The organism is Microbacter margulisiae (genome assembly GCF_014192515.1).
In the GTDB taxonomy this organism is placed as follows: domain Bacteria; phylum Bacteroidota; class Bacteroidia; order Bacteroidales; family Paludibacteraceae; genus Microbacter; species Microbacter margulisiae.
This window is the reverse complement of the sequence record NZ_JACHYB010000001.1, coordinates 1,013,574-1,026,893: the sequence shown is the minus strand read 5'-3', so window position 1 is coordinate 1,026,893 and position 13,320 is coordinate 1,013,574. Positions and strand designations below refer to the sequence as shown.

Sequence of the window (13,320 nt, the reverse complement as noted above, 5' to 3'; positions counted from 1 at the left end):
CAAGAGATTGTCCTAAATAGTTCTTTATGTGATATAAAGCTTTTTTGTATCATGTTTTTTGATTGGGACATACCTGATCATACTTGGTTCATTGTTTTGCCGGAGCTTCTTGCAGCAAAATTTCATTGATAGCTTGTTTTAATGTTTCTTTGGGAAGTGCTCCTTGTGCCATTTGTGGCTTATCGTTTAATGGACAAAACAAAATTGAGGGAATACTTTGAATGCCAAAAACAGCCGCTAATTCTGGTTCGTCTTCTGTATTCACTTTATAGAAATCTACTTTACCAGCATACTCAGGTGATTCTGCCAATTCCTCCATAATCGGAGATAACATTTTGCAAGGGCCGCACCAGTTGGCATAGAAATCTATAATACAAGGTCTTTTCCCTTCAAAAACCCATTGTTGTGGGTTTTTTTCGTAATTCATTACTTTTGCCAGAAAATCGGCTTTTGTTAATTCAATTGTTCCCATTTTATTTACTTGTTTAGTATTGTTATTTGCTTCTTTTTTATTGTTGCACGACAAAAACAACAAAGGTAAAGCCAAGCTTAGAAAAACCCATTTTTTGAGATGATTCATATTGATGGTTGTTTAATCGTTGTTTTCTTCGATATGCTTTTGTTTTTTCTTATTTGGCTTGAACATGCTGAAAAGCAGCCAGCCAAGAATAGCGCCATACAGGGTGCTATAATAAGGTGATCCTGTAATAGGGCAGTGCCCGGAAGTACATCCTACAAAATGCCAATAAAAAAAACCACCAATAGCGCCTAAGACAATACCTATGATATTCAAATAGTTATTTTTCAAAAACTTTGTAATCCAATTTTTCATAAAGCGGTTTTTGTATAATTGTTTTGATTAATTGCCTGTCGAAGTTCTATAATAATGGTTTTAATAATTCTGGGATGTTTTGCTGAAAAGCATTCACAGCCTTCAACATGGCTTCTCCTTTTTCTGAGAGTCCAAAAAACATGTTTCTTTTGTCAGTTTTGCCTAAGGTTCGTTGTATTAATTCTTTATCTTCTAATGATTTCAAAATCTTTGATGTTTGAGAACATTGTAAATCACTTACTTCTGCTAATTCAGACGCACAAAGACTTTTGGTCTCTAAAGAACACAATATCATGGCTTCGTTAAGTGTAAGTCCGTACTTGCTCGCAAATTCCTTTTCGCACTGATTAACGGCTTTATAGATATTTCTCAAAGTACAAATGCAGTTCACGCGAAGAGTATATTAGTTGTTAAACTATTTATTTTACAGTAATGTTTTGCAAAGGTACGACAATGTTTTCTCATTTCAATATTTTCCAATGGAAAATATTTATAAATAAAAATAATTGCATCAACTTTATTTCGTCAATGCAATTATTATTTTGATTTATAGTGAATTAAGTATGGATTTTACTTTTTCTGCAATTACCTTCCCTTCAGCTTTACCGCCTAACTGTTTGTTAGCAGCACCCATTACTTTTCCCATGTCTTTTGGTCCACTGGCTCCAATCTCAGTAATTAGGGCACGGATTGCTACGTCTAATTCTTCGTCACTGAGAGATTTAGGAAGATATGTCTCAATGATTGCTGCTTCGGCTAATTCGTTTTCAGCCAATTCTGGACGATTTTGTTCTATATAAATTGTAGCGCTATCTTTCCGTTGCTTGACCATTTTTTGCAAAATCTTCAAGGCAACATCGTCATGCAATTCGCCATCGGATCCTTTTGCGGTTTTTGCCTCAATGAATTCTTTTTTTACCCCACGCAACGCTTCGAGGCGTACTTTTTCCTTAGCCAGCATAGCGGCTTTAATATCTTCGCTTATGGTTTCAAACATGCCCATAATATATTGTTTTTGATTGTGTTATTGTAGCTGATGAATTTATTTTTCTTGTTTGCGTTTGTAAGCCGGAATATTTTCGATCTTTGAAAGTGTTTCATCATCATCCATGTCTTCTAATTGAAAACTAAGTTGAGGCTTACGTTGCGAAAAAGTTTTATTTCCATAAAATTTTTCGATTACCGGTTGTTGTGCTACTGTTTGCGTTGGACTAGCCGGTTTAGATGTTATTGGCTGTGGTGATTCAATGGTGAAGGTAATATCCTGATCGACTTCGGTTATGAGGGGTTGCCTTGCTGGAGACTTCTTGGTAATCTTCAGCTCTTCAATGTTTTTGTCACCAATCATATCGGGTATTTGATCAATATCGAATCCTGTTGCAATGATGGTTATTTTTACTTTTTCTTCTAGTCCATCTTCGAAACTTGCCCCCCAAATTACTTCAATGTCAGAACCAGTTGTTTCCATAAACCGGTTGATTTCAGACACTTCTTCCATTTTTACAGGATCGGTTGTTGAGCAGTAGACATTTAACAAAATTTTCTTGGCTCCTTGAATGTCGCTGTTATTCAATAATGGAGAATGTAAAGCATCTTCAATCGCCTTAGTTACCCTGTTTTCACCTTCTGCATATCCTGTGTTCATAATAGCAACACCACCATCTTTCATAATGGTATAAACATCGGCAAAGTCAACATTGATGTAGCCGGGAACCGTTATGATTTCTGCAATGCCTTTGGCCGCATTAGTTAAAACATCGTCAGCTCGAGCAAAAGCATTTGGAAGTTCAAGGTCAGGGTAGATGAGACTGAGCTTTTCATTGTTGATGACCAATAATGCATCTACATATTTTGCCATTTCGTCGACACCATCCAGCGCTTGTGCTATTTTTTTCTTTCCTTCAAACGCAAAAGGAATGGTAACAATCCCAACTGTGAGAATGCCCAATTCTTTAGCGACTTTTGCTACTACAGGTGCAGCACCGGTTCCTGTACCACCACCCATACCAGCAGTAATAAATACCATCTTGGTATTTGCTTTAAGCACTTGTTCAATTTCTTCAATTGATTCTAACGCAGCTTCTCGAGCGCGTTCAGGGCGGCCACCGGCTCCTAATCCTTCTGTGGTTTGGGCACCTAATTGAATTTTAATTGGAACTGGTGATTTTTGTAATGCTTGATTGTCTGTGTTACATACCACAAATGTGACATCAGTGATACCACGATGAAACATATGATTTACTGCATTGCTTCCGCCTCCACCTACGCCAATTACTTTTATGATAGATGTGCTTTCCATCGGAAGAACGAAGTCGATAAATTCGTTGTCTGGTCCCATAGTATTTCAATCGAAAAATAATTTGTTAATTTCTAGCTCTTTGTTTTGTTATTGTTCGTGTCTCCTTTTGTCAATGTGTTGTAATGCTTGGATAATTCATCGTTGGAAGACTTTATGTTATTTATATTAAATTCTTTATGATTCGTTTTTGAAAAGATCTACTAAACTATCTGCCAACTTATTCCCAATTTTGGAAAATGGATTTTTCCGTTTAATTTTTGGTTCATTTACTTCAGATGATTCTTGTGTAGTAACTTTGTAGAGGCAATCCTGATTGGCAGTAAGCAATAACCCAATAATCGGTGCATATGAAATGTCATGATATTGCGGATGTGTACCATCAGCCAGAAAACGACTGTGGGATCCAAATCGAACAGGTAAATTGGTTTGTTGTTGCAACAATTGATCTAAGTTTTGTAACTTGGCTGCATTGCCGGCAAGTATAATGCCAGCTCCTAAATCATTTGAAACTCCGGAACGTTGAATGGCTTTCCAGACTGCATCTACTATTTCTGTTGCGCGTGCTTCGGTTACCATGGCTATGGTTTGAAGAGGGAGTTTCAGAATGGTCGTTTCATCGGCTTCTGAACGTACATTTACACGTTGTGTCGCATTAACAGATTTTGAAATAGCATTTCCAAAACGTATTTTCAATTCTTCGGCGATTTCTTCTGATACGCCCAATGACATGAGATCCCGGGTAAGGTTATTTCCACCCAAAGGGAGCACCCATAAATAACGCATCAGGTTATGGTGATATACAACGATGGATGTGCAGCTTGCTCCAAAATCCACCAACACACATCCTTGTTCGCGCTCAATAGGGGAAAGCATCGCCTGTGCGGTTTTTATAATTTGCAGAGGAGTCTCCACTGTTGTATACCCTGTTCGGTCAAAACATCTATTGACGTTTTCTCCTAATTCGGGCTTCCCAACAACTACGCGAAAGTTTGAAGCAATAGATAAACAATTGCATCCGACAGGATTCATTTCTGGTTCTCCGTCAATAAGAGTTTCTTGTTGAAAAATGTCGTAAATCTTTCCTTCTTCAAGTTGAGCCTGATTAATTTCCTGATACATATCTTCAAGTACAAACGCTTGAATATTTTTTTGTTGTGGAAATTCACGTTCAAGAGTTGTATTGAAAGTTTTCAGGGAACGTCCATTAATACCGACATAAACGCGTGCAATCTTTTCTTTAATCCGATTCTCCAATAATTCAAGCGTGTTTTTGACTACAAAACCTGTGGCACTGGGATTAAGAATCTCTCCATGACGAATGCCTTCAGAAGGTCTTCTTTCAGATGCTAGGATACGGATTTGACTTTCGTCATTGACTTGTGCCGCTACTGCAGTGATGTATGCACTTCCTATGGATAGAGCTATATATGTGTTTGTCGCGTCCATTGTGAATAATCAGTTTATCAGTTTGTGAGAGTCCTAATGTGTAATTTTAGAGCTTATTTGCTCTGTTGTTCTAGGTTACGTTTGGTGCATATAACCCGATTCGTATATTGTAAATCAATATATGAATATCGGTTCCACCCTACTTGATTTAATGCATGTTGATACAAAGCCATTAACTTGTTCATTTTTTGCTCATATCGGTCAATTGTGCCTAAGTTTATAATACAATCACCCAGACGTGGAACTAATTGAACAATAGAATCACTTGGAAGATAAATTTGTTCTATTTGTGCATTCCAAAATGTATGTTGATGTATGAATTGTATAAAAGGGAACAGATCCCGTTGCAAAAATGTATCACTTACAGCTCCCGAAATGATTGGAACAAATGCTGGTTTACCTCTCAAAACAGGCAGCTTATTTAATTTATTATCAATATAATAATTTGTTATCCCCATAACTTCAGCAATAGGTTCGCGTTGGGATACTCTTATATTTATTTTGTTGTCAAGAGTTTTGTAACATTCTACTTGATTAATATAAGAATTGTTTGAAAGTAAACGGTTGATCTGTGATAAATGTAGCCTGTCCATGATAACACCTTTCATAGAAATTCCGCTTTCTTTCAATAATTGCCTGATTTCATAAGATGTTACGAAATTTGCAGAAGCACTGTCAGTTACAACAATATTTACTCCACGACAAATTTCTTTAGCTGATTTTCCTGAAAAAATTACCGTTATAGCAATAATATACGAAGTAACTGCTAAACAGCCTATTATAATTCCGATTATTTTCCAAGAAAATTTCATTCACAAATATGTCTTCTTTCAGGGTTGTTGTTTGTTTTTCTGTTTTTATAAAAAGATCACGTTACATTTCCTTTGAAAAAGGCAGATGATTTTCTCGGGATTTTCGAGCATTATCCATTAACACAATATAATGCACTGGCTAAACAAACTGCATCTTGCATGAAAAACAATTATTTAATAGCCCCCTTATTTTATAGACAAAGATAGAAAAACTATTTTGATCAAATGGATTATTGATAAAAAAAGCTGTAAATATAAAAGTCGGGGAGGGTATGGTTTTTATTGAGGTACGCACAGATTATAGGCCTATACGTTTCAGAGTGTAGTTTACTACAAATCCGAAAAACTATTTGTTTGTAGAGCGAGAACTGATTAAATCGCGTAAGCGTGCTGCTTCTTCATATTGTTCGTTTTCAATTGCTTGTTTGAGTTGCTCTTGTAGTTCTTCTAATGTAGGCGGATTTTCGTTGTCCTCTTTGTCGTTTTCCTCGTTCTCAACTGTTGTTTCTTCCATCTCAATGGCGAATTCATCAAAAATAGCTTTGTCCATATAAATCGGGCAACCAGTTCTTACTGCCAAGGCAATTGCATCAGAAGTTCGTGCATCTACCACTTCAGAGTGTTCGTTTCCTAATAGCAGAAGCTCGGAATAAAAAATGCCATTTTCAAAGCGATGAATATATACTTCGGAAAGCTGAATGTTAAACATTTCTAAAGCATTGAGCATCAAGTCGTGTGTCAATGGTCGTGGTGGAGTAATCTCCTGAAGTTTTAAAGCGATCGATTCTGCTTCCATAGGTCCGATGATGATGGTAACACGACGTGTTCCCGTTTCTTCACCCAAAAGTAAGGCAAACGTTCTAACGGTTGTTTTACTACTGATAAGTCCCTGGATCGATATTTTTACTCTGCTATTCATATTTTCATCTATTATAAAGCAAATGTATATTCATTTTTCTAAAGTTGGATAATAAATCGTGTTTTTTTAGGACGATTTTGAGACTTTAGTGCCTAATTTGTTAGACCTTTATGTAAATGAATTGCTTATCAACTACTGATTTGATTTTATATTGTAAGAAGGACGATGCGTATATCTATGGTTTACCCAATGTTTCAAATTGATATTATACGCCGTTTCTCTATTAAATATTTTTTTCATTAATCAGGGGTTTTTGTGGTAAAAGTTTTTTATCTTTGAAGCGTTAAAAGAGGCTCGTATAATTGCTCTGTTTTTTGAATAAATTATTATACATCAATTTATTATGTCGAATCCAGATTTTTTCTATCAAGAACCGTTTCCATTGGGGAAGGATAAAACCCAATACACTTTGTTGACCAAAGAACATGTGTCCGTTAGTAATTTTGAAGGGCATGAGATGTTGAAAATAGAACCGGACGCGCTTACTTTATTGGCTAGAACAGCATTGCGGGAAGTGTCGTTTAAATTAAGACCTGCACATAATGAGCAAGTTCAGGCAATTCTCTCGGATCCTGAGGCAAGTCAGAATGATAGGGCTGTAGCTTTGACAATGCTTTTGAATGCTGAAGTTGCTGCTGAAGGCCAACTCCCATTTTGCCAAGATACCGGCACTGCAATTGTAATTGCCAAAAAAGGCCAGCAGATATGGACAGGCTGTAAAGACGAAGAAGCTTTGTCGAAGGGAATTTACGAGACTTATACCAAAGAGAATTTGCGCTATTCTCAGACAGTTGCGTTGGATATGTATACTGAAAAAAACAGTGGATGTAATTTGCCTGCTCAGATTGATATTTATGCCACTAAAGGTATGGAATACTCATTTTTATTTATGGCAAAAGGAGGTGGATCAGCTAATAAAACTTATTTATATCAGGAAACAAAAGCTTTGTTGAATCCGGCTACTTTGGAAAATTTTCTAATCGAAAAAATGAAAACTTTAGGGACTGCTGCTTGCCCTCCTTATCATATAGCTTTTGTGATTGGGGGCACGTCTGCTGAGACTTGTTTGAAAACTGTCAAACTGGCTTCTGCAAAATATTTGGATGAACTACCTATGCAAGGTAATGAATATGGCCAGGCTTTCAGAGATCTTGAATTAGAGGCTAAACTTCTTAAAGCCGCTCAACGTATTGGATTGGGAGCTCAGTTTGGAGGTAAATATTATGCTCACGATATTCGGGTTGTTCGGTTGCCGCGCCATGGCGCATCCTGTCCTGTAGGTATGGGGGTCTCTTGTAGTGCAGATCGTAACATTAAAGCCAAAATCAATAAAGATGGAATTTGGTTGGAAGAAATGGATGCAAACCCAGGAAGATTGATTTCTGAAGCTTTTCGAAGTGGAGATAGCAAGCTTCAAGGCGTGCCAATTAATTTAAATCGTCCAATGAAAGAAGTTTTAGCAGAACTTTCAGGTTATCCAGTTTCCACCTTCTTGTCCTTGACCGGAACCATTGTAGTGGCACGTGATATTGCACATGCAAAATTAAAAGAGCGTTTAGACCGAGGCGAAGATTTGCCTCAATATTTAAAAGAACATCCAGTGTATTACGCTGGCCCGGCTAAAACTCCGGCGGGTATGGCATGTGGGTCCATGGGGCCTACGACAGCCGGAAGGATGGATGGATATGTTGATTTATTTCAGAAAAAGGGCGGTAGTATGATCATGATTGCCAAGGGAAACCGTAGTCAGGAAGTGACGGATGCCTGCAAAAAACATGGTGGTTTTTATTTAGGTTCTATTGGAGGCCCTGCTGCCATTCTTGCTAAGGAAAATATTAAACATATAGAATGCCTTGAATATCCTGAATTGGGAATGGAAGCCATTTGGAAAATAGAAGTTGTCGATTTTCCTGCATTTATTTTGGTTGATGATAAAGGGAATGATTTTTTTAAGCAGATTCGTTCTACTATTTCGGTAAAATAAAGTGACTAGTCCTAAAAAACCGTTACAGGTTTAATGAACAAAAATACTCTTTTTATCAAACCTTATCAAGGCTAGCCTTGATAAGGTTTTGCTTTTTATAATTTCTAATTTTTATCTCTTTTTGGCAGTGCATCCGTTCAGGTGTTTTCATGTAACAAGACCAGTGTGGCCTTTGTGTATTGTAAATATGAACAGCATCTTCTACCAACAATTTCATTGTTTTGATATCTACCGGATAATCCTCCAGAAAAAACTCCTGTTTTAATATCCCATTTACCCTTTCAGCTATCGCATTGGCATAAGGGTCATAATGCTCAGTCATACTTGGTATAATCTTTTTCTTTTTCAATACATTTTGATAATCGTTACTGCAATACTGTAATCCTCTATCCGAATGGTGGATCAGTTTGTTTTTATATCTCTTTTGTCTAATGGCCATGTTTAAAGCTCTTAAAAAACTTTCTGTGGACAAGCTATTAGAAACATCATAACCCATGATCTTTTTGGAATATGCATCTGTAACTAATGCCAGATAGCAGTTCCTATTCCTGCCCCCGATGTAAGTTATATCCGATACCCAAACCTGTTCGGGATGGGTCAGTTCTATATCTGCCACCAAATTCTTGTGCTTTCTAAAACGATGGTGGGAGTCTGTGGTTATACGATAATTTCTCTTTGGTTTAATCAACATCTGATTAGCCTTTAGTATAGATAGAAACTTGTCACGGCCAACATGTAGATCTTTAAGTCGGTCATAAAGAAGATAATATAACTTCCTGAATCCTATTCGGGGCATATTCTTCCGTATGGAACGAACCATAGCTAATACTTGCTCTGCCTGTTTTTCTAAAAATGCTTTTTGCTTTTCTAACACCTTGATCTTTTGATCTTTACTTTTTGGTATATTACCCGGCGTTTGATTTTCCCAATCAAAGGTACCATATTTTCTGAGCCAACCAACTACTGTGGATCTTCCCTGTATACCATATTTCTTCGTAGCTGATGTGACTGAGATGTCTCCTCGTTCTATCTCTGAAATAATCGATAATTTTAAGGACATGCTATAATCCTTTTGAGTGCGCTTTACATACTGATTCTTAATTCCTCCCATTATTTTACGCTTTTTGTGTAACGCTATTTCAGGACGAGACAAAAGCACACAATAAAAAAGGCGTTGGAATTTTCCAACGCCTTTTTTATTGTGTTGTGACAACCACTTTATTTTGTTTTCTTCTTTGTCGCTGGAGCTGTTGCAGGTGCAGGAGCTGCAGCGGATGTGGCTCCAGGGGTAATTCCTAATTGTTTTAGAACTAATGGAGTTACATCAATACTTTGATCGGATTGATAGACAATAGAAGGGACTTGCATGTCGAAAATATAGGTGAATCCATTTTCTTTTCCTACTTCTTCGATAGCCTTTTTAATTTTATCAACAATAGGTTGAATCAGTTCCTGTTGTTTCTTTTGTATATCATTTTTAGCTGTTTGATTCAAAGTGTTAATACGTTGTTCCATGTCAGCGATTTCACTTTGACGGGCTTGTTGAATTGCTGCAGGTAAACTATCCCTTTGATCAACAAATTGTTTTACTTGCCGATTGTATTCATTTTGCATTTCGGTAAGCTGTTTCTGATAAGTAGTTGCCAGATCTTGCAACGTCTTATTTACAGTTGCTGCTTCAGGCATAGCATTGAAGATCTCTTGTGTGTCCAAATGCCCAAATTTGTATTGTGCAAATAACGTGATGGGGGCAAAAAGTAAAGCCAACACTAAAATTTTCTTAAACATGACGAATTGATTTTTTAGGGATTAAAAACTGAGTGACAAATGTACGTATTTATTTTGAATATCCAAGTTTAGCTAATATATCGTCGCTAATATCAAGCTTTGGAGAGACAAAGATAATATTGGTCGCCGATGATTTATCCAGAATTAATTGATAACCACGATCGGAAGAAATTGCCTGAATTGCATTATAAATTTCATCCTGAATTGGTTTGATTAAACTTTCTCGTTTTTGAAATAGTTCTCCGTTTGGGCCAAAGAAGTGTATTTTCAAATCTTGTACCATTTTTTCTTCGGAAGCAATTTCATTTTCGCGTTTTGTTTTCATTTCTGGCGATAGAAATACAATCTCTGCCTGAAAGGTTTTATACTTATTCTGAGCATTTTGATTTGCCGTGTCTATTTCTGCCTGCCATTGCTTCGAAAGTGCATTTAATTGATCATTTGCTGCTTCATATGCAGGTATATGCTTCATTATATATTCCATATCAACTACAGCAAATTTTTGTGCCTGAGTTGTTCCAATGGATACAATACACAGCCCCAAAAAAATAACTGTTGTTCTGATTATGGTTTTCATCTCTAAAATTCTTGACCGATGACAAAGTGAAAATGACTTCCACTATATTGTTTGCTCCCATTAATCGGATCAAACCCATATCCCCAGTCAATACCCAAAAGGCCAAACATAGGCAAGAATATTCTAACCCCTACGCCTGCAGAACGTTTCAAATCGAATGGATTAAACTGATTAAATGAGCTCCAGCAGTTTCCTGCATCGAAAAATGCCAAGGCATAAATATTGGTCGATTGTTGCAAAAGAAGCGGATAGTGTATTTCAGCACCGACACGGGAATATACATAACCCATTTGTCCGGTTTGCCCTCTATAGGTAGAGATGGGGGTCAATGAGCCATTTTCATAACCTCTCAACCCAATGGTTTCTGTTCCATAAGTCGTGTATCCGCTCATTCCATCTCCTCCCATATAGAATGTTTCGAATGGAGACTGTAAGTTTTTATTGTAATATCCCAAAAAGCCATATTCAGCGCGTGCCATAAGAACAAAAGGATGTTCTGAAGCTGTCAGCGGAACGAATACTTTAGAGGCAAATTTGATTTTATAAAACTCAACCCATTTATAAGCCTGTGCATCCGTCATATTTGCATAATCTTTGTGTGGTGAAAACAAAGAATAGGGTGGAGTGAACTGTCCGGATAATGAAAATGTGGAGCCGGAACGTGTGTAAATAGGATTGTCTATTGAATTGCGGCTTAAAACGACATCAAGACTAGCCAAATTTGACGTTCCATTTTGCATTATGAAATAATCCCAATTACTCAGTGAATAATGTTGGTACTCGAGGCCAAGATTTAGTTGGAAATAATCATCCGGCCATTTTAAACGTTTGCCCCAACTGGCGGATAACCCAAATGTGTGAATGTATTTTGTCGGATCTGCTTGATAGCTCAAAGCGCTTGAGCTATAAGGACTTCCTCCATACATCGAACTTGCATAATAACTGTTATAATAGCTATTTAGATAATTTGAATAGTTGCTACTTACTCCTGTTTGAATTGAGTAATATGCTGAAACTGAAAGTGAATTTGGTCGCTTGCCTCCTAACCAAGGTTCTACAAAATTAACGCTATATGCTTGATAATAGCTTCCATTTGTTTGTGCTGAGATAGCAAATGTTTGACCTTCTCCTTCCGGTACAAATCGATAAGTGGATGGCTTAAATAAATTTTGAATAGCGAAATTGCTGAATTTCAATGATAAGCTTCCGACAATCCCCGTTTGTCCCCATCCAGCCGAAAATTCAATTTGATCGTTGGATTTTGACACCAAAGGCCAACTGATATCAACAGTTCCATCGTCTGGATTAGGCTGAATATCAGGAGTTAGCTTTTCTTGTTCAAAATTACCCATTTGTGCTAATTGTCTCATTGTTCGGGTAATATCGGATTCATTATATAATTGACCAGGACGAACAAACATTTCACGCCGAATTACATTTTCATACACATGGGTATTGCCGCTAATTGTCACATTATTTACAGTAGCCGGCTTTCCTTCGTATATGTGCATTTCAAAGTCAATTGAGTCATTCGAGGTATTTACTTCAATAGGATCTACGCTCATAAACAAATATCCTTTGTTTTTGTATAGTTTGGCAATTGCGTCGTCATCAGTATTCAAACGATCATCCAATAATTTAGCATTGTAGATATCGCCTGGCTTTATGCCAAGCACCATGCTTAAATATTCGGAAGGATATACTGTATTTCCAACCCATGAAATGGAACGGATATAATAGCGTTGCCCTTCATGTACCTTAATATAAACGTCTACTTTATTGTTGCCGACATTTGCTATGCTATCCCAGACAACAGCAGCGTCGCGAAATCCTTTGTCATTATATCGTTTCACTATAAGCTTTTTATCGGCTTCAAAATTAGCATCAACAAATTTCTTTGTTTTGAAAAGATTCAAAAGAGTAGGCTCGTTTGTTTTTTTCATTGCCCCAACTACTTCGTGATATGTTAGCGCATTATTTCCTTCTAGGTATATTTTGTGGACTTTGATAACCGGTCCTTTATCCACGTTAATGCTTACCCGCACCATCCCTTTTTGGTCTGGATCATCTTTTTCCACAACGTTGACACTTGCATATCGGAATCCTTTATCCAGTAGATATTTTTTGATGATCTCTATGGCTTTGTCACGCGCATCTGGAGTCATTTGATTTCCTTTCGTAATGCCAATTTTTGAAGATATATCATCAAAATATGACTTGGACAATCCTGTATAGGTAACCTGAGAAATACGGGGTAATTGTTTTAATTCAATAGTTAGCCATATTTTATCTCCTTCAATTTTTGATGCTAATATTTTTACATCCGAGAAAAAACCCTGCTTCCAGAAGCGTTTGACTGCATTCGTAATTTCATCACCCGGAATTTTAATCCTTTCGCCTACAGTTAATCCGGAAAATCCTATAATGACATAGCTTTCATAAGTTGTAGAGCCTGTAACATTGATTCCTGCGATTTCGTATTCTTTCGGATTCTGTGTATAACGAATCACTGGAGCGGAATTGATTTTTGCAGTGTCAGATTTTATAGCCGGAATTGAATCTTGTGTTTGGCCAAAGACAATGATATTTACAAACAAAGTAAGTAACGTAAAAAAAGTGCGTTTTGACATAAGATGTTTTTAGATGAATGGGCGTTTGTTGAT

The 13,320-nt window shown here is 37.0% G+C and carries 13 protein-coding genes; 1 reads left to right on the top strand and 12 read right to left on the bottom strand.

Annotated features, from left to right (window positions below):
• Positions 1-88 precede the first annotated feature (88 nt).
• The 8 genes from trxA to FHX64_RS04190 all read right to left on the bottom strand — a co-directional run bounded on the left by trxA (position 89) and on the right by FHX64_RS04190 (position 6,308).
• Positions 89-580: a thioredoxin gene (gene trxA / locus FHX64_RS04225; RefSeq protein ID WP_183412573.1), complete on the bottom strand. Its 492-nt coding sequence runs from the start codon at positions 578-580 to the stop codon at positions 89-91.
• 12 nt (positions 581-592) lie between these two features.
• Positions 593-832 carry a DUF6132 family protein gene (locus tag FHX64_RS04220; protein WP_183412572.1) on the bottom strand — a complete coding sequence of 80 codons (240 nt, stop codon included), beginning with the start codon at positions 830-832 and terminating at the stop codon, positions 593-595.
• Between the two features lie 46 nt (positions 833-878).
• Positions 879-1,205, bottom strand: coding sequence for a MarR family winged helix-turn-helix transcriptional regulator (locus FHX64_RS04215; protein WP_221202142.1), 327 nt, complete (start codon positions 1,203-1,205; stop codon positions 879-881).
• A 174-nt stretch (positions 1,206-1,379) separates the two neighbouring features.
• Complete coding sequence (locus FHX64_RS04210; RefSeq protein ID WP_183412570.1) at positions 1,380-1,835, bottom strand: GatB/YqeY domain-containing protein; 456 nt, start codon at positions 1,833-1,835, stop codon at positions 1,380-1,382.
• Positions 1,836-1,874: 39 nt separating this feature from the next.
• Positions 1,875-3,170 (bottom strand): cell division protein FtsZ, encoded by a 1,296-nt coding sequence (gene ftsZ / locus FHX64_RS04205; RefSeq protein WP_183412569.1) that lies wholly within the window; start codon positions 3,168-3,170, stop codon positions 1,875-1,877.
• A 135-nt stretch (positions 3,171-3,305) separates the two neighbouring features.
• Positions 3,306-4,577, bottom strand: coding sequence for a cell division protein FtsA (gene ftsA / locus FHX64_RS04200; RefSeq protein WP_183412568.1), 1,272 nt, complete (start codon positions 4,575-4,577; stop codon positions 3,306-3,308).
• 53 nt (positions 4,578-4,630) lie between these two features.
• Positions 4,631-5,389, bottom strand: a complete 759-nt coding sequence (locus FHX64_RS04195) for a cell division protein FtsQ/DivIB (RefSeq protein WP_183412567.1) — start codon at positions 5,387-5,389, stop codon at positions 4,631-4,633.
• A 346-nt stretch (positions 5,390-5,735) separates the two neighbouring features.
• A complete protein-coding gene (locus FHX64_RS04190) occupies positions 5,736-6,308 on the bottom strand; it encodes a bifunctional nuclease family protein (RefSeq protein WP_183413520.1) in 573 nt (190 codons plus the stop codon).
• A gap of 343 nt (positions 6,309-6,651) precedes the next feature.
• Here FHX64_RS04190 and FHX64_RS04185 point away from each other — a divergent pair, with 343 nt between their 5' ends.
• Entirely contained in the window at positions 6,652-8,292 is a 1,641-nt protein-coding gene (locus FHX64_RS04185; RefSeq protein WP_183412566.1) for a fumarate hydratase, read from the top strand.
• Positions 8,293-8,347: 55 nt separating this feature from the next.
• Here FHX64_RS04185 and FHX64_RS04180 read toward each other — a convergent pair whose 3' ends face one another.
• The 4 genes from FHX64_RS04180 to bamA all read right to left on the bottom strand — a co-directional run bounded on the left by FHX64_RS04180 (position 8,348) and on the right by bamA (position 13,287).
• Positions 8,348-9,403, bottom strand: coding sequence for an IS3 family transposase (locus tag FHX64_RS04180; RefSeq protein ID WP_183413519.1), 1,056 nt, complete (start codon positions 9,401-9,403; stop codon positions 8,348-8,350).
• Between the two features lie 107 nt (positions 9,404-9,510).
• Entirely contained in the window at positions 9,511-10,080 is a 570-nt protein-coding gene (locus FHX64_RS04175; RefSeq protein WP_183412565.1) for an OmpH/Skp family outer membrane protein, read from the bottom strand.
• A 49-nt stretch (positions 10,081-10,129) separates the two neighbouring features.
• The gene (locus FHX64_RS04170; protein WP_183412564.1) at positions 10,130-10,657 is read right to left on the bottom strand and encodes an OmpH/Skp family outer membrane protein; all 528 of its coding nucleotides are present in this window, start codon (positions 10,655-10,657) and stop codon (positions 10,130-10,132) included.
• Positions 10,658-10,659: 2 nt separating this feature from the next.
• Complete coding sequence (gene bamA / locus FHX64_RS04165) at positions 10,660-13,287, bottom strand: outer membrane protein assembly factor BamA (protein ID WP_183412563.1); 2,628 nt, start codon at positions 13,285-13,287, stop codon at positions 10,660-10,662.
• Positions 13,288-13,320 lie beyond the last annotated feature (33 nt).

What these genes read in the sequence shown, in the direction of transcription:
- trxA (WP_183412573.1), bottom strand. Translation starts at nt 580, where the DNA reads ATGAATCATCTCAAAAAATGGGTTTTTCTAAGCTTGGCTTTACCTTTG.
- FHX64_RS04220 (WP_183412572.1), bottom strand. Translation starts at nt 832, where the DNA reads ATGAAAAATTGGATTACAAAGTTTTTGAAAAATAACTATTTGAATATC.
- FHX64_RS04210 (WP_183412570.1), bottom strand. Translation starts at nt 1,835, where the DNA reads ATGGGCATGTTTGAAACCATAAGCGAAGATATTAAAGCCGCTATGCTG.
- ftsZ (WP_183412569.1), bottom strand. Translation starts at nt 3,170, where the DNA reads ATGGGACCAGACAACGAATTTATCGACTTCGTTCTTCCGATGGAAAGC.
- ftsA (WP_183412568.1), bottom strand. Translation starts at nt 4,577, where the DNA reads ATGGACGCGACAAACACATATATAGCTCTATCCATAGGAAGTGCATAC.
- FHX64_RS04195 (WP_183412567.1), bottom strand. Translation starts at nt 5,389, where the DNA reads ATGAAATTTTCTTGGAAAATAATCGGAATTATAATAGGCTGTTTAGCA.
- FHX64_RS04190 (WP_183413520.1), bottom strand. Translation starts at nt 6,308, where the DNA reads ATGAATAGCAGAGTAAAAATATCGATCCAGGGACTTATCAGTAGTAAA.
- FHX64_RS04185 (WP_183412566.1), top strand. Translation starts at nt 6,652, where the DNA reads ATGTCGAATCCAGATTTTTTCTATCAAGAACCGTTTCCATTGGGGAAG.
- FHX64_RS04180 (WP_183413519.1), bottom strand. Translation starts at nt 9,403, where the DNA reads ATGGGAGGAATTAAGAATCAGTATGTAAAGCGCACTCAAAAGGATTAT.
- FHX64_RS04175 (WP_183412565.1), bottom strand. Translation starts at nt 10,080, where the DNA reads ATGTTTAAGAAAATTTTAGTGTTGGCTTTACTTTTTGCCCCCATCACG.
- FHX64_RS04170 (WP_183412564.1), bottom strand. Translation starts at nt 10,657, where the DNA reads ATGAAAACCATAATCAGAACAACAGTTATTTTTTTGGGGCTGTGTATT.
- bamA (WP_183412563.1), bottom strand. Translation starts at nt 13,287, where the DNA reads ATGTCAAAACGCACTTTTTTTACGTTACTTACTTTGTTTGTAAATATC.